Raw genomic sequence first — 20,465 nt, 5'->3', positions numbered from 1 at the left:
AATTTAAACATAATTTATCCCCTTTAAAAATTTTGATTAAATTTAATACTTAGTTAAGAAAGTAATAATTAATTAATATATTTCGACTAAATATTATAATGCGTTATTGATAGTTTCTTTTTGTCTTAGGTGCATTATACACTAATAGCCTGGGACATGTCAAGAGGAAACATTAATAAATTACTAAAAAATTAATAATTCCTTATTTAGTTAAAAATACATTGATGATTTTTCTACGAAAAGGTCCTGGTGTTACACGGATCTATGTCATTCCTAGCTAAAAGTAGGAAAGTGTTGTTGTGTGGGCATCTAATCGTCATTGCGAGGAGCGAAGCGACGTGGCAATCCAGAAAAAATAATTAAAAAAATTCTGATTTACAGAATTTTTTACTAGATTGCTTCGTCGAATTACTTTGTAATTCTTCTCGCAATGACGAAAAACCAATCCACGCAACAACGCTCGCTTACAATGACGATTTAGGTATCCACGTAGGTAATGCCTCGTGGGATAGTAAGCAATGGTATGACATTGAATAAGAAAATAAAAATTTTATCTACTATTACCCTGACCTTTGCCAGTTGTTTTATTAGTAGGGCTAGCCGACGGAGTAGGAGATTGTTTAGTTTTATGCATTGGCTTGTTCCCGGTCGTAAATTTGTTTATTAATTTTTGTGCTATAGTCGTAACGGGATTCTTGCTAGCAACATTTAAGTTTTTTGCAACGACTTGTGGAGGTTTGGTTGAAATAGGCTTTGTTTTAGGAGCCGGTGTTTCAATAGAGTTTGCATAACCTTGATGACTCCTTTTTAGCTCTTGTTTTGGGTTAGATTCTGAAAAAGGTGTAAAATCTTGGTATGGTTTATTTACTTCAGCTTGTTTTCTTTTTGGTGTATTCAAAACATTGTGTGTTGCCTGATGTTCGCTTTCGCTTATTTGTTTACCAACTTTATTAAATTTTGTTCTTTCTTTTATTGACTTTTCCGTATCTTCTGTTGACATAAATCCCCTATATTTAATAGCTGTTATTTTATTAAGCCATTATTTATCAAGTCAAACAAGTTAATTAAAATTAAGTTAAAATATTAGTTAGAAATATTAAACTGTTACTTTAGAGATACTCTATATTGTAGACAAAGTCTTTACATACTTTATAATAAACCAAATGTAGAAATAGAAGATGCATATGAGTGATAAGTTAGATTCTTATGAACAAGATACTAAAGATAATTTTGAAAAGCAGCAAACAATAATAAGAAGTAATATATGAGTTTTATAGAAGAATTTATAAATAAAGGATATTTCCATCAATGTACCGATTTGGATCGGTTAACTACTATAACGAAAGAAACAAAAATAGCGGCTTATATAGGCTTTGACTGTACTGCTACATCGCTACATATAGGTAGTTTAATGCAGATAATGATATTACGGTTGCTTCAGCAGCATGGGCATAAGCCTATTGTAATTATCGGCGGCGGTACGAGTAAAATCGGTGATCCTACTTGGAAAGACGAAGCTCGTAAGATCTTAAGTAAAGAAGATATAGCTAAGAATGCTGAAGGGATTAAAAAATCTTTATCGAAATTTATCAAGTTCGGCGAAGGTGAAAGTGATGCTATAATGCTGGATAACGCAGAGTGGTTAGATTCTCTTAATTATTTAGACTTCCTACGGGATTTCGGTAGTTATTTCTCGGTAAACCGCATGCTAACTATGGATTCAGTAAGGCTAAGGCTTGAGCGTGAGCAGCATTTAAGCTTTTTAGAGTTTAACTATATGTTGTTGCAAGCATATGATTTTTACTATTTAAGCAAGCATTATAATTGCAGCCTGCAGCTTGGCGGTAGTGATCAATGGGGCAATATCGTAATGGGTGCTGATTTAACCCGTAAAATAAGCGGCAAAGATGTGTTCGGTATGACGACGCCGCTACTTACGACTAGCTCGGGTGCTAAGATGGGCAAGACTGCTGCGGGAGCAGTATGGCTTAATGAAGATTTGTTAAGCCCGTATGATTATTACCAATATTGGCGTAACTGTGAGGATGCCGACATAGTTAGATTTGCCAAATTATATAGCGAATTAACGCAAGAAGAGCTTAATAAGTTTGAAAGTTTAGCGGCTGAAGATATTAACTCTGCTAAAAAACAGCTTGCTTATGAGCTAACTAAGCTTTGTCATTCGGAGCAGGCAGCAAAATCAGCTTTAGAAACTGCGGTAAAGATATTTGAAGAAGGGCAAATCGATGAGAATTTACCTATCGTTGTTTTAGAGCAAGAAGTATTACAAGCAGGTATTAGTGCGTATGAGTTATTTCATGAAGCAGGTCTTGCTAGCTCTAAGTCAGAAGCACGCAAACTTATAAGAGGGAAAGGTGCTAAAATAAATGATAGATTAGTCGAAGATGAGAATATGATAATTAATACTACTTTCCTACTCGATAAAAATGTTATAAAGCTCTCTGCAGGCAAGAAAAGACATATATTGGTTAGGGTTTGAATATTTTTTTAGATTGCCATGCTCCATTCAGTTGCAACATTATTGTATGGCTCAAATATATTACGTCTAATTGAAACTGCAACTTTCAATTAGACAAATTGTACATTTTCTATCTAATGAACCCCTATAACATAAGTTAAATTCAAATTTAAAAAGTAATGACTAAAATAAGGCTTGATGAATATTTACTGCACAAAGGTCTTGTAACGGATATTACCATAGCACGAAGCTTGATTATCCAAGGTAAAGTACATAATAAGCATGAGCAGTTAATTAAGCCTGGGATACAGGTTAATATAAATGATATCGACATTAAGGTAAAGCTTCCGCAGCATAATTATGTTTCAAGAGGAGCATTAAAGTTAATTGCTGCTTTGGATTATTTTAAAATTGATCCTGAAAATTTAGTTTGTATTGATATCGGTAGTAGCACCGGCGGTTTTACCGAAGTATTACTTGAGCGTAAAGCAAAATTAATTTTTGCCGTAGATGTCGGTTATGGCGAACTTCATCCTAAATTACGTGACAATCCACAAATTAAAGTGCTTGAGAAGACTAATGCACGATATTTAACCGATAAGCAAATAACAACGAAGCCTGATTTAATTGTTTGTGATGCCAGCTTTATTAGTTTAACTACTATATTACCGACTCCACTAAATTTAGCTAAAGAAGATTGCATGCTTATTGCTTTAATAAAACCGCAGTTTGAGGTCGAAAAGCATGAAGTAGAGCAGGGAGGAATTATTAAAAATCCTCTCTTACATCAAAAAGTATGCGATAAAATCAAAGATTGGTTTGAAAAAGAGCATAATTTTAAAATATTTGGTATTATAGAAAGTCCAATACTAGGGGCTAAGGGGAATAAGGAGTTTTTAATATGCGGAAAAAGAAAAAATGGTTATTTTTTATCCTCAATTTGAATTGTTTTAGTAATCATTGCATCTTCTAATGTATAATTATTCAATGTTTTTATAAATGCTTCACTTGCCTCTTTAATAAAATGTTTAAATTGGCATGAATTTGTAATTCTACAGCTATTAGTATTTTTATTGAAACATTCTACTATATCCATATTAGGTTCTAATTTTTCTATTATATCTCCCAACTTCATGGAAGAAGGGCTAAATGCTAGCTTAATTCCTCCTCCTTTTCCTTTACTACTATTAATATATCCTAATTGTGCTAATTTGTGGATCACTTTTACTAAATGATTAAGGGAAATATTATAGTACTCTGATATCTCTTTTACACTACAAACTCTTTCCGGTTTTGAAGCAAGATATATAAGGCTACGTAATCCGTAGTCAGTAAAACTTGTTAACTGCATAAAAATTTTATTTATTTTTACCTTGAATATACAAAAAAACGTCTATATAAGTCTAGTTACTATAATATGTATTTTAAATACATATTATACAAATTTCAAATTTATATTATTAAAAAAGGAGTTATTATGTCTAGAACAACTATAGTGAAAGAAATAAGAAAAGCTGCTGAGCTATTTAAGAATTTTGATATTACTAAATCTTTAAATTTTTATGGAAATTTAGCAACTAAATATGAAGCAGTGGTAAATGAATTTTTTAATAGTAATAGTTTTAATACTGAAAAACCTGAGAAAGGAATACAGCCAAATGCAATGAAAAATTTTTTAAATCTTACCGGCATTAGTATTCTAAAGGTTGTAAGTTCATATAGTGAAACAGATGAAGTAAATCTTTTAGAAGTAATCCAATCAGCATTAGAGAATGATCATAAATTTAAAAATGCGGTATCAAAAATTGTCGGTATACATGTAGGGCGTAATATTCCTTCAGAGTTATATCAACCTGTTGCTGAAGAGCTTATATCAAATGTAGATGAGGGTAACAAGCTGGTAACGGAAATATTAAATATAGTAGGAAAGCATTTTGTAAGTGCCGAAAAGAAGCAATACGATGAATTAAAAGAAAAGTATAATATAGAGAGTTTTGAAAGTCATAAAATAAAAATCGAAATAGAAAGTGCTGATAAAAATACGGCAAGAATAAAATTTTATAGACAAAATGAACAAAAAGTAATACCGCACAAACATGGGCAAGTTATTACTGTTAAAGTAGGAGAAAAATACAGTGAATTTACAGTTATAAAAACCGGTCATGATGAAGAAGGTTATTATTATGAATGTCTAATAAAGAAAAATCCTAATGGAACTGTAACAAATTATCTATTTGATTCTGAAAATCAGCTAGTAAAAGTACATCCTTCATATATTGAATCGGATATAGAAAACAATAAAGATCTTGTTCTGATCAGTGGCGGGTCAGGAGAAAGTCATTCTATTTCTAGAATTAATAGTATAACAAATGAAGAAAATGTTAAGCTTCCTGCCGTTATTCACATTATTCATTCTACTAAAAATAAAAACAGTGACACATTTCAATTAGATGCAGCTGTAAAAAAATTAACTGATATTGCAGCAATATGCGATACTGAAATTCACTATGATAAATTTTATACTCAAGATAGTTATAATAATATTAATGAGAACGATAATATACATTATCATACCGGTAGAATAGCTGAAGAATTTTTATTAGGTATGCTAAAAGGCAAAACCTATGAAATTTGCGGTCCTCATTCTTTTAACAATCATGTGCAACATATATTAGAAGAGAAAATGGGGGTTATGTATACTCAGATTCATATAGAAGAATTTTGTTCATCAGGAGGAGACTATGATCCATCTCTAAGCGGACAAGAGGGGTTATCGAGTATTTGCCCATTTATAAATATGTAGTTTTATAAAAATATAAAGTTAAATATTGCTTATATATTCTAATTAGTGTATTTTCGTTACGGATAAGCATTATAAAAATTATAGATAGGTGGGTTTATCCCACCTTTTTTGTTATAAACATCGAATATGCAAACTATTGAACAACAAATAACAAATGTAATAGAAGAATCCTTGACGGATATGGGGTTTGAGTTAGTTCTTGTTAAGTTTAAAGGTGTTAACCCTAAAGTAGTCGAGATATTAATTGATAGCTTAAACGGTGAAAAAATATCTGTAGAAGATTGTACTAAAGCAAGTAGGACTATCTCTGCTATTCTAGATGTTGAAGATTTAATAGAAGATGCATATTCTTTAGAGGTAGCATCAAGCGGTCTTGAACGTCCGTTAGTAAAGTTTGAAAATTATAATAGATTTTTAGGAAGAGAAGTTAAAATCAAACTTAAAGAATTATTGAACGGCAAAACTCGTTATCAGGGTAAAATAATTAAAGCCAAAAATAATAAAATATATTTAAAATGTGAAGAACAAGAAGTACTAATTGATTATGATTTAATTAAAAATGCCAATCTAGTTTTAACTGAAGAAGTATTTAAAAAATTGCTAAAGCAATAAGAGATAATGTATGTCTAATATAGGTAATGTAGAAATTTTACAAATTATAGATTCTGTAGCCCGTGAGAAAGGAATATCAAAAGAAATTTTGATTTCAACGGTTGAACAAGCGGTACAAGTAGCAGGACGAAAAAAATACGGTAATGAATATAATATTAAAGCTCAGATAAATAGGAAAACCGGTGAGATAAATCTTTTAAGAATCTTAAAAATAGTAGAAGATGTAGAAGATTACTTAACGCAAATCTCACTTGAAGAAGCTTTAATAAAGAATCCGGAAGCTAAAATCGGTGATGAGATATATGAATATTTACCGCCTATTGATCATGCTAGAGTATCGGCTCAAGCTGCAAAACAAGTTATAACTCAACGTGTTATAGAAGCTGAACGTGAAAAGCAATATCATGACTTTAAAGATAGAAAAGGCGAAATTATAAACGGGATAGTTAAGAGAATAGAATACGGTGATATAATAGTTGACTTGAGTCGTGCTGAAGCAATAATAAAAAAAGATCAATTAATTAAGGGTGAGAATTTTAAACCTAATGATCGTATAAAAGTATATGTACAGGATGTAAGGCAAGAAACAAAAGGACCGCAGATTTTCTTGTCTAGAGTAGATAACCAAATGCTGGTTAAGCTATTTAAGCTAGAAGTACCTGAAATTCTTGAAGATATTATTCAAATAAAATCAGTAGCACGTGATCCCGGTTCAAAAGCAAAAATAGCGGTATTTGCTTCGGATAGTAGTATAGATCCCGTAGGCTCATGCGTAGGTATTAGAGGTAATAGAGTAAAAGCCATAACAAATGAGTTAAACGGAGAGAAAATTGATATAGTATTATGGAGTAATGATCTTGCACAGTTTATAGTTAATGCTCTTGCACCGCTTGCACCCGGGGAAATTACAAAAATTTTGATTGATGAGGATAGGCATAAGGTAGAAGTAGTAGTTTCGCAAGAAAATCAAAGTATTGCAATAGGTAGAAGAGGGCAGAATGTTCGTTTAGCTTCTAAGCTTACAGGTTGGAATATCGATATAATGACCGAAGAGCAAGAATCAAAAAGAAGAAACGAAGAATTCTTAACTTCTACGGAATTATTTATGGAAGCTTTAGATGTTGAAGAAGTTATAGGACAGCTTTTATCGGTAACGGGATTTAATTCGGTAGAACAAATCGCAACTAGTGAAGTTAGTGCTTTAACAAGAATCGAAGGCTTTGAGGAAGAACTAGCCGTAGAGATCAAAAATCGAGCTATTAATTACGTCGACCTTAAAAATGAAAAGATTATCAAAAAGCTAGAGGATCTGGGAGTTGAGCAAGAATTAATAGATATATTAGAATTACCGCTTGAATTAATATTAAAATTTGCCGAATATGGTATAAAGACCATAGAAGATTTAGGAGAGATGAGCGTAAATGAATTTAAAAATTTAGCTCCAAATTCTAATATAACGGACGAAAATATTAAATTGCTGATTAAAACTGCTAGACAGCATGGTAAATTAAAGGATAGTTAGTAAAGGGTGTATATGTCATTCCTGCGAAAGCAGGAATCCAGTAAAACCGACAAAAAACTTGTTTTTTTAGGTTTATTTTGTCAATATTAAGACTATTTTTTCTGGATTCCTGCTTTCGCAGGAATGACATAAAGAGCATTTACCGGTCCATGCAACAAAGCCTCCTCGCAATGACGGAAAATTGATCCACGCAGGCAAGGTCCTACGGGAATTACGTTGGTATACGGGATTATACAATTAGTTTTTCTTCGTAATAGACGAAAAATAGAAACACAAAGGTTTTAAATATGACGGATAACCAGGAAATCAAACCCAAAAAGTTGACACTTGGCAATTCAAAATTATCGCTTAATAAGTCTTTTGACTCTCTTACAGGAGCTCAAAGCTTTGTTAATGCTAAATCTAAAACGCTAGTAGAAGTTAGAAAAAGCTCTACCGGTAGTACTACTACCCTTTCATTAAATAAAGAAAGAAATAGCTTAGATCAAACTGCTATTGATGCTAATAAGGAAGAATTTAACAGACGTTTATCTATTCTTAAAAAAGCTGCTGAGCAATCTAAATTAAATGACCCTTCACAAATAAGCACTTTAAGTAAACTTGCAAGTATTAACCAGTCTGCTAACTCAAAAATAGAAACGCTAGAAACTGAAGTTGAACAAAAACAGCAAAATGCCGAAGAAGAAAAAGTAGAAGCTAGTGCTAAAACCGTCCAAAATAACGAAGATATACAGCCGCAAACATCTAAAAAGAAAGAAGAAACTTTTGTAAAGTCTCCTTTAGTAGGAATGCGAACACGTTACGGGATAGAATCAGAGAAAGAATTAGATAAAACAGTAGATAATAAAGTAGTCGCACCAAAAATTAAGCTAGAAGAACCGAAAAAATTCAAAAAAGCCGATCTTTTCAATATGCTTGGCGACGACGAAAGCGGTAGCGGTAGAACTAGAAGTCTTGCTTCTATAAAAAGAGCTAGAGAAAAAGAAAAGCGTAAATTAGTATCACAAGCACCTGAGAAAGTATATAGAGAAGTGACGATACCGGAAGTTATCGGAGTCGGCGATCTTGCAAATGCTATGTCTGAAAGAGTAGCAGATGTAATTAAAGAATTAATGAAGCTCGGTATTCTTGCAAATGCCAGCCAAACAATAGATGCCGATACGGCGGAACTAGTTGCAACAAATTTAGGGCATACGGTAAAAAGAGTTCAAGAATCGGATGTTGAAAATGTTTTAATTAGTGATGATAAGGTTGAAGATTTGAGAACGCGTGCTCCGGTTGTTACAGTAATGGGACATGTAGATCACGGTAAAACATCATTACTTGACGCTCTTAAATCTACGGATATTGCTGCAAGTGAAACTGGAGGAATTACCCAGCATATCGGGGCTTATAGAGTAACTATTGCAGACGATAGAGCGATTACTTTTATTGATACTCCGGGTCACGAGGCTTTTTCGGAAATGCGGTCAAGAGGTGCTAAAGTAACAGATATAGTTATTATAGTAGTCGCAGCAGATGATGGAATCAAAACGCAAACGGTTGAGGCAATTAATCACGCAAAAGCAGCGGGCGTTCCTATAATTGTAGCTATTAATAAGATTGATAAGCCTGATATTGATATTGAGCGTGTAAAGAACGAATTATATGTCCACGAAATTATAGGTGAAGAGGCAGGGGGTGACGTTATGGTTATTCCTATCTCGGCACTAAAGAAAATTAACTTAGATAAACTTGAAGAAGCAATTTTATTAATTGCAGAAATGCAGGATTTAAAAGCGAGTCCTTTCGGTTCGGCTGCCGGTGTTGTAATCGAGTCAAAAATCGAAAAAGGAAGAGGAACGCTAACCACTATATTAGTTCAGCGAGGTACTTTAAGAAACGGTGATATTATAATAGCAGGTAGCTCTTACGGTAAAGTTAAAAAGATGACTAATGATAAGGGATTAGAAATAGTGGAAGCAACACCGTCTGTTCCTGTAGAAATTCAAGGTTTAAATGAAGTACCTTTTGCCGGTGATAAATTTAACGTAGTACAAAATGAGAAACAAGCAAAAGATATAGCCGAATATAGAATGCGTCTTGCTAAAGAAAAGAAAATATCTATTGCACCGCGTTCAAGTTTAGAGGATTTGTTTTTAAAAGCTTCCGGTAATAGTAAAATTAAGGAATTACCTTTAATTATTAAAGGTGATGTCCAAGGGTCGGTTGAAGCTATTTCAGGTAGCTTATTAAAATTACCGAGTGATGAAATAAAGCTTCGTATACTTCATAGCGGCGTAGGTCCGATAACGGAATCCGATGTATCTCTTGCACATGCTTCTTCAGCTATTATTGTCGGCTTTAACGTTAGAGCAGGGGCAAATGCTTTAACTGCCGCAGAAAAAGAAAAAGTCGATATTAGATATTATAGTATAATATATAATTTAATTGATGACGTAAAAGCCATTATGAGCGGTATGCTTGATCCGATCGTTAGAGAGCAATATATCGGAAGCGTAGAAATTAGACAAATATTCAATATTACCAAAGTCGGTAAAATAGCCGGTAGCTATGTAACTAAAGGGATTATTAAGAAAGGAGCGGGCGTACGCTTATTACGTGATAATGTAGTCATTCATGAAGGAAAACTCAAAACTTTAAAACGCTTTAAAGATGAAGTTAAAGAAGTTAGAGAAGGATATGAGTGTGGTATAGCATTTGAAAATTACGAAGATATTAGAGAAGGAGACACAGTTGAAGTTTTTGAGCTAGTTCAAGAACAGAGACAATTATAATATACTCTGCTGCTTTCAAGAATTGCTCTTTCATTTTATCAAGGATTCGCATCCTCACCTATTAAGTATAGGCTGCGGGTGCTCACCTTTCAAAATAAAATTCAATTCTTGAAATCATTTGAGTATATACGAAAATCAACTTCAAAAATTGGCTACGTCATCCTACAAGTACTGCGGTACTCACGTGGCATTGTTGCGTGGATCAGTTTTAGCTCTGTCATCCCATGGCCCTTCCACGGGATCCAGTTAAAAGTACTAAAATTATTAGTATTTTTTATTGTTTTTATGGACCTAGTTAGCAAGCGAACTAGGTGACACAGTGGGTTTTACTAGTCCACGCAATAAGACCTTCCCACCTACGCAGGAATAACATTTAGTAGAATATCCCTCTTTGATAAATTAATCAATTTTAAGCAAAATATAATAAAAAAGTTAATAATTATTAGCCTTTATCTTGACCTCCTCATAATTTCTGTTATAATGCAACGCTGATTATTATAATAAGAAATGAGGAAGAATTATGGCAATAACATCAATTTTTAATAAGTTACAAAATTTAATCCCACATAATACTTATCCAAAGCCAGCCTCTTATCTTGCTAACGATGAATTTAATTATCGTTCAAATGAAGAATTAAAAATTGGGGGGTATAAAGATACTCTAGGCATCTCTCAAATTAAATATACTGATATTATGAATGAGCTTGATGGTAGCGAAAAAGTAACTAACACAGCTGAAAGTAAAGGCTTTTTCAGTACATTTAGTTCATCATTAAAAACAGTTTATGATTTTGGAGTAAAGAGTTTTAATATTATAAAAAATACATCTAGTATTCTTTCTTCTAAAGTTGCTGAAACTTTTAATCTTGTGAGTAATAAAGTTTTTTCTTATTTAAATAATGAAGCTGAAGAAACATTTAATCTCTTAGATCAACTTGAAACTCTTTCTGATAATGAGTTAGTAGAAGAAATTTTAAACACGCCTGAAAATGAATTAGATGAAGTGTTTGAAAAGATGACATATGAAAAATTGGCAGAATTAATTAATAATATTTCCGATGAGCAAGCACAAAAATTAGTTAATTATATTTTGCCTTGGCATCTTGAAAAAGTAATAGATTTAATTACACAAGATAAGTTGGATAAATTATTTAATGAAAACCCTAATAATCTTTCTTTAGAAGAACTTACCGAGCAGAAACTAAAAAAATTATCAAATGAGGATATTTCTGATGAATCGCTTGAAAACATAATTATTTTAGCAGGAGAAGAAAAATTTGCAGAAAAGCTTGATATTATTCCAAATGAAAGTTTAGAAAGAATAATTGATAGTATTCCAAATGATAAATTAGCAGTGATAATTAATACCGCCTTAGATGAAGATTTAGAAAGAATCGTCGATAGTATATCAGATCAAAACTTATCAAAGACATTGTCAGAGATATCATCTTTATTACCTGAAGAAAAATTTAAACAAATAATGATCTTAATTCATGGTGAAGAGGTTGTAGAGCAGCTTGAAAATCAACAATTATTAGAAGAAATTATAAATACGCCTGATAGTGAATTAGATAAAATTAAGATTACATATGAAAAATTGGCAAAATTAATTAATAATACTTCGGATGAGGATTTAGAAAGAATTGTTGATAGTCATAGTTTATCAGGATCGTTAGTTCAACAAATAATAACCCTTATATATAACAAGAAGTGTGCAAAGCAAGAATCAGATGAAGTATCTGATAGTGATTCCGGGTTCTCTGATTATGAAGATGAAATAGAAGTATCAGGTAATGATTTTGGATTCTTTGATTATGAAGATCATGTAGTATATTTATAATAAAGCTCTTATGTCAACCTATCTTATGGTAGACAAAAAAATGGATTCCTGTTTTTAGCAGTTTTGTTGCATGGATCAAAAAACCTACTGGGTGTCATACCGTGGCTTGTCCACGGGATGACAAAAAAACTGAGCCATGCAACAATGTTGCTTTTAACTAGGAATGACGTAATTTATTGCTATTTTAGCATCAGGTGGGCGTATATATAACGGTTCGATAGAGCTATTTAACTTCATACAGCTCGATAATCTACTAGCAATATATCTACAAATAACCCATGCTTTAACTCGTGCAAAACGTGGCAAGGTTATTATATTCGGTAAATGTATAATTTGGTGATATATAAATTCAAGCCCACTACCGCAGCAAACTATATTCCCTTTCTCATTTGCAAGCAGTTTTATAGCATACTCGAAATCTATCAATAACGGCTCTTCTATTTCTCCTGATTTATGAAAAACTTGCATATAAAGCTGTGAGCGATAAGCGTTTAAAAAGACATATATTTTATCATAATCTTTAACTTGAGTTATGGCTCTAAAGTAAGCATATTCAAAATTGCTAACCGCTACTGCTTTAATATTTTCCTTGGCAAATAATATACCTTTAGCACTAGCAAGTCCTATCCTAATACCTGTAAAGCTACCAGGACCTAGAGTTACCGCTAAATAATCTAGATCATCATATGAACATTTAGCCGATTTCATCACGTCTTCTATCATAGGCATGAGATTCTCTGCTTGCGTGGAAGAGCGTAATTCTTCTATATATGCCAGAATATTCTCATTTTCGGATATTGCTACCGATGCAGTATTATTGGCTGTGTCAAATGCTAGTATTTTCATAGGTTATTATTTGAATAAGTCACTATGGGTGCCGAGTGTACCGGAAAATTTTTAAAAAATCTCTTGTGTCATTCCTGCGAAAGCAGGAATCTAGGCTAAAAAAGTCTTTTTATTATATTGTTTTCTTTTTGAGTAAAGCTTTTAAGAAGCTTTACTCAACTGGATTCCCGCTTTCGCGGGAATGACATAGAATAAAATACCAGAAGTTTGCAAAATCATATTAAATTAAGTTTTTTATACATTTCTTTATATGAAGAATATTTATTAATATTTAAACCTTTTGCTGATTCTTCTAATATTTTAATTGATTCTGCATTTAATTCTTTTTCCTGTTCTATTTTATGATATATCGCTTCTCTTACAAAATTCATAATAGTATCATTTTTATGTGCAGTATGAACTTTAAGAAAATGATGTAATTCGTTTGGTATATCTATGCTTAGTCTAGTCATATTACGTACTTATTTAAGTAATTACTTAAATAAGTATATCATTAAAAAAGAAAAATAAAAGTAAAAATATAGCCTCTAAGAATTATTTAAAATATACTCCATAAAAATTTGGCGTGCTTCAGCCTGTCTATTATTATGAAACAAATACCTATTAAAAAAATAGTTTGTTAAGGTTGAAGCTTGTCTTTTTTCTTCTAATGTAATCTCACTATCATCTGAAAGTAAAAATTTTGGTAAAATCAATAATTTATCTTTGTAAGGTTTCCCTACTTCATATGATAGTGCTCTAGCTGATTTAGGTGATACATAGTTTAAATCAGTTGTAACATGAGTCACGCCGCACTTGGTAAGATCAAGCTTATAACCCGTCTCGGCAAGTAAAGCTAGCTCAAAATTAATATAATCACGAAAACAAAAATTCTTTGATAAATTATCTAAATAGTTAATTAGAAATGAAAAAAAATTAGAATGTTCTTCTCTTTCATGAAATAACTCTTTGATTAAAGATATAACGGAATTAAAGGCATATAATTTAGCTTTATTTATGATAAAATAACCAGTGTAAGATTTGATGAGTTCGCATTTAGCCATGCCGATATGTTCGTGTAGTCTTGCCTGCCAAAGAAAATCTACAATATTTCCTTCTTGATATATAAATTTGCTTTTTTTAGAAGATTCTTTTACAACTCCCGAATATAAACCATGATTTTTAGTAAAAACCGTAATAATAAATGTATTTTCTTTTAAAGGTTTTTTAGCAATTATTACTCCTACATCTTTGATATTCATAGTTTTTTATTAAATTTTTGTCATTGCGAGGAAATTTACAATAGTAAATTGACGAAGCAATCTCGGGAAAATTCTTGAGATTGCCACGCGTTCAAAGATCGCTCGCAATGACGGTTTTGGTTTTGCAAAACAACCCCTTAGCTTCCTTAGAATCCCCTGTATATACTATATTATTGTATCCTAGTTTGATTGCAGTAAATAAAGCAGGATGGTCATCACCTACATCTGCAATAATATCTACAACTTTTTCCGGAAATTCTATGCTTAAAGCTTTAAGCATTTGATCAATTACTAGTATACCATAATATTTCACGCTTCCGCTTGGAGTAGTTAACACAAATTTTCCTTTTTCAGAAGATAAAAAATTTCGTGCTTCTTCCAAATTTCTTACCTCATAAACTAAAGTATTTTTATATTTTTTTTTCATCTAATTATCTCTTTTAAATCCTTTAAATGTGAGACGGAAGATATAAAGTCATACGTTAAATTCTCAAGTTTAGAGCAGATAATCTTATTAAATCCAAGCTTTACGGCTTCTTTTATTCTTGTTTCTGCTTTTGCAGTTTTTCTTATCTCACCCGATAAGCTTATTTCGCCGAAGAAGACGCTATGTTCGGGTACAGGTTTGCCGGTTGCGGCAGATATTAAGCTCGCTGCTACTGCAAGGTCCGAAGCAGGATCGGCAATTTTAAGCCCTCCAGCGATGCTTAAATATACTTCATAATTAGCAAGATTAAGTCCTATCCTACTACTAAGCACGGCAAGTATCATTGATAATCTATTAGCGTCCCAGCCCACCGCAGAGCGTCTAGGAGTTACCATATTTGAAGGTACTATGAGGGCTTGTACTTCCATAAGTAACGGTCTTGAGCCTTCAATTCCTGCAAAAATAGACGTACCTATAACGTTCTGCTCTCGCTTCATCAAAAATAGTTCAGACGGGTTTGTTACTTCAATAAGCCCGCTGCCGCACATCTCAAATACTCCTATTTCACCCACACCGCCAAAACGATTTTTATATGAACGTAAAATACGGAAATGATTATTATGATCTCCCTCGAAATATAGCACGGTATCAACTAAATGCTCAAGTATCTTAGGACCTGCTAGCTGACCGTCTTTAGTTACGTGACAGCTTAGTAAAATAATTATATTGTTTTGCTTAGCATAATTAACAAGTTCATTTGCACATATACGAATTTGTGAAACAGTGCCTGGAGGCGAGGATAATTCTTTTGTGGTAATTGTTTGAATAGAATCAATCACTACTAAATCAATATTATTTTTATTAGCTTCTATACTCGCAATAATATCTTCCAAATTAGTGGCTGCTAAAATATCGGTATTATAGTTAGTTAGATTTAACCTTATGGCCCTTAATTTTATTTGGTCTAATGATTCTTCGCCCGTTATATATAAGCAATTCATCTTTGATGCAAAGTTACTTGCTGCTAGTTGTAGTAACAAAGTAGATTTGCCTATGCCAGGGTCTCCTCCTATTAATATAGCAGAACCAAGCACCAAACCGCCACCTAGTACTCTATTTAATTCACCTATAGGGGTAGGGATGCGTAACTGTTCGGCTACGTGACCTGAAAGCTTATCGAAATCTTGTTTGCTACCTGTTTTAACAATTGCTTTATTCGTGCTTACTATCTCTTCGACAATACTACCCCATACACCGCAGTCAAAGCACTGCCCCGACCATTTAGGACTAGTATTTCCACAGTTAGAACAGATATAATGCTTCTTGTCTTTGGTCATGTTTTTAAGCTATGATTCAGAAGCGTTCCTATGTCATTCCTGCGAAAGCAGGAATCCACAAAAATAGTCTTAATTATTACATCCTTGACTAAGTAAATATATAAAAAATAAGTTTTTATATATTTCTTACTGGATTCCTGCTTTCGCAGGAATGACAGTAAATCTTAAAACCAACAGCTTACTCTTACCATATAGTTTTTCACATAAAATTTCAATATTTTCATCTAAAACATAATTATCTGTTTTAGCCATCTCAATAACTATGATAGTACCGTCTCTAAGCCAGTTATTTTTTATCAGCAATTTCATTACTTTAGTTACTATATCTTTATGATAAGGGGGGTCTATAAATACAAGATCAAATGATTCATTTGCTTTCGGTAGATTTAAAGCATTAATATTAACCAAATTAACATTGTTTTCAATGTTTAGAGATTTAGCAAATCCTTCTGCTATTTTTAATGAGGATGTATCAATATCAATTAAGGTAGCAAAGCCTGCTCCTCTTGATAGGCTTTCAAAAGCAAGGCTACCGCTACCGGCAAATAAATCGAGAATGTGGGTATTTTCGTTAAATAATTTATTACCGGTAAACTCACCGGAGGTTAATATACTAAATATTGCCTCTTTGAGCTTACCGGTGGAAGGTCGATATTTGATATTTTTAGCGGTAGGTATAATTTGGTTTCTATATTTACCGGATATTATTTTTAACACTTATTTAGTTATATGCTTCTTTTGTTGAATTTGTTTTTTTTTTGTCTTTTATTTTTTCGACAAATCCTTTGCCTTTAGTGTTAGGCTTAAATTTTGCTACAAATTTACCAGGCTCTGTTTGTTGTTTTTCTACAGTTTTATCTTTCTTTTCTTTTATTTCTACTTTTGGCGTTTCCTGGTTTAAATTATTTTGTGCTTGTTTTAAAATATCTTGTTCTTTAGCTTTATCAATATTATTATTTACATTATTTAAATTTTCTTCCCTTTCTTTAGATTTTTCTGTTTCAGCTTTTTGCCTTGCTTGTTGTTTTTCTGTTACTAATTCATCAATATTTTCAGGAGGTGGTGAGATATATTTATCTATACTGCTAGTCAAATTTTCAAATGATTTCTGAAGATTGCGTAAAGGTTTTTGAGTAAGTTTATAAGTTCCGGTAGCGACTAGACCTCCAGCTAAAATACCTGCTCCTAGAATAACAGCTTTAGTAGCAAGGGCCGAGCCGGTGACCAATAATACAGGCATTGCTACAAAAGGTGCAGCTGCTACTGCAAGACCTGCTACTACGGCAAACCCTACTAAAAATTTCTTACTTGCTAAAAAATTTGTTACGCTGCTAATTCCTGATGTAGTAGTTTTAGCAATTTTTGTACAAAACTGTCCTACTCCGGTTTTCAGAAACCAACCGCTTTTTTCTCTTGCATGAATTTTATCTTGTAATTTAGCATGTTCGTTAACATTGACAGATGTTTTTTTACCGTCTTTATCTTGATGATCTAAATTCCCTTTAGCCTCACCTTTAGTATCATGCATCTTTGTAGCGTCGTTGATTTTTGCTTTATCAAAATCTGCTCCTTCTTTATTAATTCCAGCTAGATTTGCTGCTTTTAGATTTGCTTGTTTTAGATTTGCTTCTTTAAATATAGCCTCGGCTGCTTCTACTGCTTGCATATCGGCATTTTCAAGCACCGCTTTAGTGAAATCAGCTTTAGTAAGATCGGCACGCTGCATAATTGCATTTTTAAAGTTAGCTTCCTGAGCATTAATATTTTTAGCAATAGCATCAGAAATATTTAATCCTTCAGCTTCTGCTTTTTCTAAAGTAGCATTACTTAACTTAGCAAATTGTGCAGTTGCATTAGTAAGCGTAGCGTTTGTAAGATCGGCATATTCAAGATTTGCTTTATCAAGCTTTGCTTTTGTTAAATCAGCGTTCTTAAGTTTAACACGCTGCATTATAGCTTCTCTTAAGTCAGCTTCTTTTAAAGATAGTATATTTTCAAATTCAGCATCGCTAAAATAGGCATTCCTTGCAGTTATGCCTTGCATGTTACATTGTTCTTTGAATTTTGCTTCTAACGCACGTGCATTATTCATAAAAGCATTTTCAAGATCAGTAGAAACGATATTTGCTTGATCTAGAAGTGCATTATTTAAAACTACCCCCTGCATTTGAACTCTTTGCATATCTGCATAAGCAAGTGATATACCGGTAAGATTAGAGTTTTTCCATTCTGAATCTTTAATAATTAACTTTTCAGCATCGGCATTAACCATCATAACAGCATTAAATTTGCTATTTGTTACTTCTGCTTCAGATAAATCTACTTTAGGCATGTAAGCTCTCGACATATCACTATTTTCAATTTTACTATTTTTAAGATCAGCAAAAAGAAATCCTGCGTTACGAGCGTTAACATTTTGAAAAACGGCATTTTGTAAATTAGCTCCTTCAAAATTAGCAAAATCTAAATTACAATTTGAGATATTAACATTTTCTAAATTAGCTGCAACAAATAATGTATTCTTCAGGTTAAGATTAGTAAGAGTTCTACCCAATAAATTAATTTCTGAAAGATCAGGAACTATATTTAAATCTTCTGAAAGATTTTTTTGCTTTCTAACAAATTCGGTAAGAGATAATTTTGTGTCAGATTGTTTTGCTGCTTCAGCTAAATATAGATCAAATTCGGCAGAAGTTAATTTTATATATTCTTTCGGTATATCACGCTCTTTGGCAGTCGAACCTATAATATATGATGGGTCTAGTTTTATTTGTATTTTTTCATTTTTTAGCTGCTCAAAAATATCTGCAAGACCGTTACCGCAGAACATTCTAAGGTTATCTAAAGCATATATTTCAGTTTCTAATTTATTTACTTCATGCTGTAACTTGTTGATTTTTTCTAATTCGTTTTGTCGGTTTTGAGCAATAGTTTCTGCACTATTCCAAAAAGCATTTAAAAGATTGGTAGCAATCCCAGGATTATCTAGGTTTTGCTTTAGAGTTTCTAACTCTTCTTGCTTAGTCTTTAGCTCTTTTGATTTAACTGTATGTAAAGTTTCTTCGTCTTCCGTAGCTAGAATATATTTCTTTTTATTTGTAGTTTCATCTATAACTACTTCTTTAATGCGTTCTTTTTCTAAATCCTTATCTATATATTTATTTAATCTTTCAAGATCTGAAAAAGATAGTTTTATATCTCGTATTTTATCTTTTAGATTGGGGATTTTATAGTTATCATAATCATAATCTTTATAATTAAAGTCTGTGTAATGAAGATTTGCTCCTCTAAAGTCGGTACCGATAAATGTACAATCATTAAATTTTACATTTGTTAAATCTGAATCACATAATATGGTATTTGTTAAGTCACAATTATTAAATACGGCATCTGTTAATATTGTACCTTGGAAATTAGCATTGACTAAATCTGCGTTAATTTCCATATTTTCTAAGCTAGTAATAATAATTTTATCATTATCTTCAGCGAAATATTTATTTTTGATAAAATCATTTAATGAGACACTAGGGTTATCTTTTATATAACCAAGATAATCGTTTAAGTCTTTTTCTTCACATTTATATATATTAAGATTTGTCATATGTTTTCTATATGATTAGTTAAAATGCGTTAATAATAACACATTACTAATTATTTTTCCAGTATTTTATTATTTATTTCTTTATAAGCTCCGGGTTTTAGATTATCTATTGTAAAACTACCATATTGAATCCTAATTAATTTGTTAACTTTTAGTCCAAAATACTCGAATATTCTTCTAATTTCCCGATTTTTTCCTTCAAATAAAACTACTTCAAACCAAGAATTACTCTTATTTTGCTTAAATAATTTTATCGAATGAGGATTATAAAATATCCCGTCAATTTCTAAATTTTTATAATCGCTTTTTAGTAGAATATCAGACTTTCCATATGCTCTAACATGATATACTCGCTTTAACCTATTTGAGGGTAGCTCAAACTGACGAGCTAAGTCACCGCTATTAGTTAGTAATAACAAACCTTCGCTATTTAAATCTAGCCTACCTATTGAAATAACACGAGGTAAGCCGGTTAGCTGCTCAAATACCGTTTTACGAGATAAGGGATCTTTGTGAGTGGTAATTAAACCGACAGGCTTGTAATAAATCCAAAGCCTTGGTTTTTGCGATTGATTGATTAATATGCCTGATACTTCAATTTGATTACTAATATCAACATTTGTAGCCGGTGATAAAATTGTAATGCCGTCTACTTTTACTTGCCCTTCGAGTATCAGCTTTTCAGCATCACGCCTAGAACATATTCCTGCATTACTAATTATTTTGGCTAATCTCTGCATTTTTAAATATAGTAAATTTCATAGACATCTTTCTAAACCGGCTTCTAGAGGTTATTTAGAAAGCTGTCTAATAAAAACATACAAAAATACCCTTAAAAAGCAATATTAATAATTTGACATAAATTATTAATATAATTATATTATATCATTACATATACTTTAACAAAATTATACGAATGTTAATTTTACTTATCAAAACTTTTTCCTTTAAAATCTTATCTTCTTTTTTTAGCTGATTTT

General features: G+C 32.0%; 17 protein-coding genes. 7 read left to right on the top strand and 10 right to left on the bottom strand.

The features are described from left to right. Positions 1–550: 550 nt before the first annotated feature. Entirely contained in the window at positions 551–1,000 is a 450-nt protein-coding gene (locus RF_RS04720; protein ID WP_011271206.1) for a hypothetical protein, read from the bottom strand. A 264-nt stretch (positions 1,001–1,264) separates the two neighbouring features. Here RF_RS04720 and tyrS point away from each other — a divergent pair, with 264 nt between their 5' ends. Continuing rightward, positions 1,265–2,500, top strand: coding sequence for a tyrosine--tRNA ligase (gene tyrS, locus RF_RS04715; RefSeq protein WP_011271205.1), 1,236 nt, complete (start codon positions 1,265–1,267; stop codon positions 2,498–2,500). 158 nt (positions 2,501–2,658) lie between these two features. Next, a complete protein-coding gene (locus tag RF_RS04710; RefSeq protein WP_011271204.1) occupies positions 2,659–3,423 on the top strand; it encodes a TlyA family RNA methyltransferase in 765 nt (254 codons plus the stop codon). On the opposite strand, the gene RF_RS04705 is transcribed toward RF_RS04710, so the two are convergent. Continuing rightward, complete coding sequence (locus tag RF_RS04705; protein WP_011271203.1) at positions 3,402–3,830, bottom strand: Rrf2 family transcriptional regulator; 429 nt, start codon at positions 3,828–3,830, stop codon at positions 3,402–3,404. The genes RF_RS04710 and RF_RS04705 overlap by 22 nt on opposite strands. Positions 3,831–3,956: 126 nt before the next feature. Between RF_RS04705 and RF_RS11495 the strand changes: the two genes are divergently transcribed. From RF_RS11495 to srfC, 5 genes are all read left to right on the top strand, one after another. Beyond that, positions 3,957–5,282, top strand: a complete 1,326-nt coding sequence (locus RF_RS11495; protein WP_231564273.1) for a hypothetical protein — start codon at positions 3,957–3,959, stop codon at positions 5,280–5,282. 126 nt (positions 5,283–5,408) lie between these two features. Continuing rightward, positions 5,409–5,894 (top strand): ribosome maturation factor RimP, encoded by a 486-nt coding sequence (rimP, locus tag RF_RS04690; RefSeq protein WP_011271201.1) that lies wholly within the window; start codon positions 5,409–5,411, stop codon positions 5,892–5,894. A 10-nt stretch (positions 5,895–5,904) separates the two neighbouring features. Further along, complete coding sequence (gene nusA / locus RF_RS04685) at positions 5,905–7,416, top strand: transcription termination factor NusA (protein WP_011271200.1); 1,512 nt, start codon at positions 5,905–5,907, stop codon at positions 7,414–7,416. Between the two features lie 287 nt (positions 7,417–7,703). Then, complete coding sequence (gene infB / locus RF_RS04680) at positions 7,704–10,193, top strand: translation initiation factor IF-2 (protein WP_011271199.1); 2,490 nt, start codon at positions 7,704–7,706, stop codon at positions 10,191–10,193. 520 nt (positions 10,194–10,713) lie between these two features. Then, the gene (srfC, locus tag RF_RS04675; protein ID WP_011271198.1) at positions 10,714–12,033 is read left to right on the top strand and encodes an SrfC family effector protein; all 1,320 of its coding nucleotides are present in this window, start codon (positions 10,714–10,716) and stop codon (positions 12,031–12,033) included. Between the two features lie 153 nt (positions 12,034–12,186). On the opposite strand, the gene tsaB is transcribed toward srfC, so the two are convergent. The 8 genes from tsaB to RF_RS04635 form a co-directional block, all read right to left on the bottom strand. Next, a complete protein-coding gene (tsaB, locus tag RF_RS04670; protein WP_011271197.1) occupies positions 12,187–12,879 on the bottom strand; it encodes a tRNA (adenosine(37)-N6)-threonylcarbamoyltransferase complex dimerization subunit type 1 TsaB in 693 nt (230 codons plus the stop codon). A gap of 215 nt (positions 12,880–13,094) precedes the next feature. Further along, entirely contained in the window at positions 13,095–13,331 is a 237-nt protein-coding gene (locus RF_RS04665; RefSeq protein WP_010422183.1) for a hypothetical protein, read from the bottom strand. 75 nt (positions 13,332–13,406) lie between these two features. Further along, positions 13,407–14,120 carry a DNA repair protein RecO gene (gene recO / locus RF_RS04660; protein ID WP_011271196.1) on the bottom strand — a complete coding sequence of 238 codons (714 nt, stop codon included), beginning with the start codon at positions 14,118–14,120 and terminating at the stop codon, positions 13,407–13,409. Between the two features lie 91 nt (positions 14,121–14,211). Further along, positions 14,212–14,547 (bottom strand): hypothetical protein, encoded by a 336-nt coding sequence (locus RF_RS04655; protein ID WP_011271195.1) that lies wholly within the window; start codon positions 14,545–14,547, stop codon positions 14,212–14,214. Then, complete coding sequence (radA, locus tag RF_RS04650; RefSeq protein WP_011271194.1) at positions 14,544–15,884, bottom strand: DNA repair protein RadA; 1,341 nt, start codon at positions 15,882–15,884, stop codon at positions 14,544–14,546. The genes RF_RS04655 and radA overlap by 4 nt, the downstream gene beginning before the upstream one ends. A gap of 126 nt (positions 15,885–16,010) precedes the next feature. Continuing rightward, positions 16,011–16,601, bottom strand: coding sequence for a 16S rRNA (guanine(966)-N(2))-methyltransferase RsmD (gene rsmD / locus RF_RS04645; protein ID WP_011271193.1), 591 nt, complete (start codon positions 16,599–16,601; stop codon positions 16,011–16,013). Between the two features lie 4 nt (positions 16,602–16,605). Further along, entirely contained in the window at positions 16,606–19,485 is a 2,880-nt protein-coding gene (locus tag RF_RS04640) for a pentapeptide repeat-containing protein (protein WP_011271192.1), read from the bottom strand. Positions 19,486–19,535: 50 nt separating this feature from the next. Continuing rightward, on the bottom strand, positions 19,536–20,225 hold the full coding sequence (locus RF_RS04635; RefSeq protein WP_011271191.1) for a pseudouridine synthase: 690 nt from the start codon (positions 20,223–20,225) through the stop codon (positions 19,536–19,538). Between the last annotated feature and the right edge of the window lie 240 nt (positions 20,226–20,465).

The organism is Rickettsia felis URRWXCal2 (genome assembly GCA_000012145.1).
Classification (GTDB): domain Bacteria; phylum Pseudomonadota; class Alphaproteobacteria; order Rickettsiales; family Rickettsiaceae; genus Rickettsia; species Rickettsia felis.
Note: the sequence above shows the minus strand (reverse complement) of the source record. Positions and strands in the feature narration are given on the sequence as shown.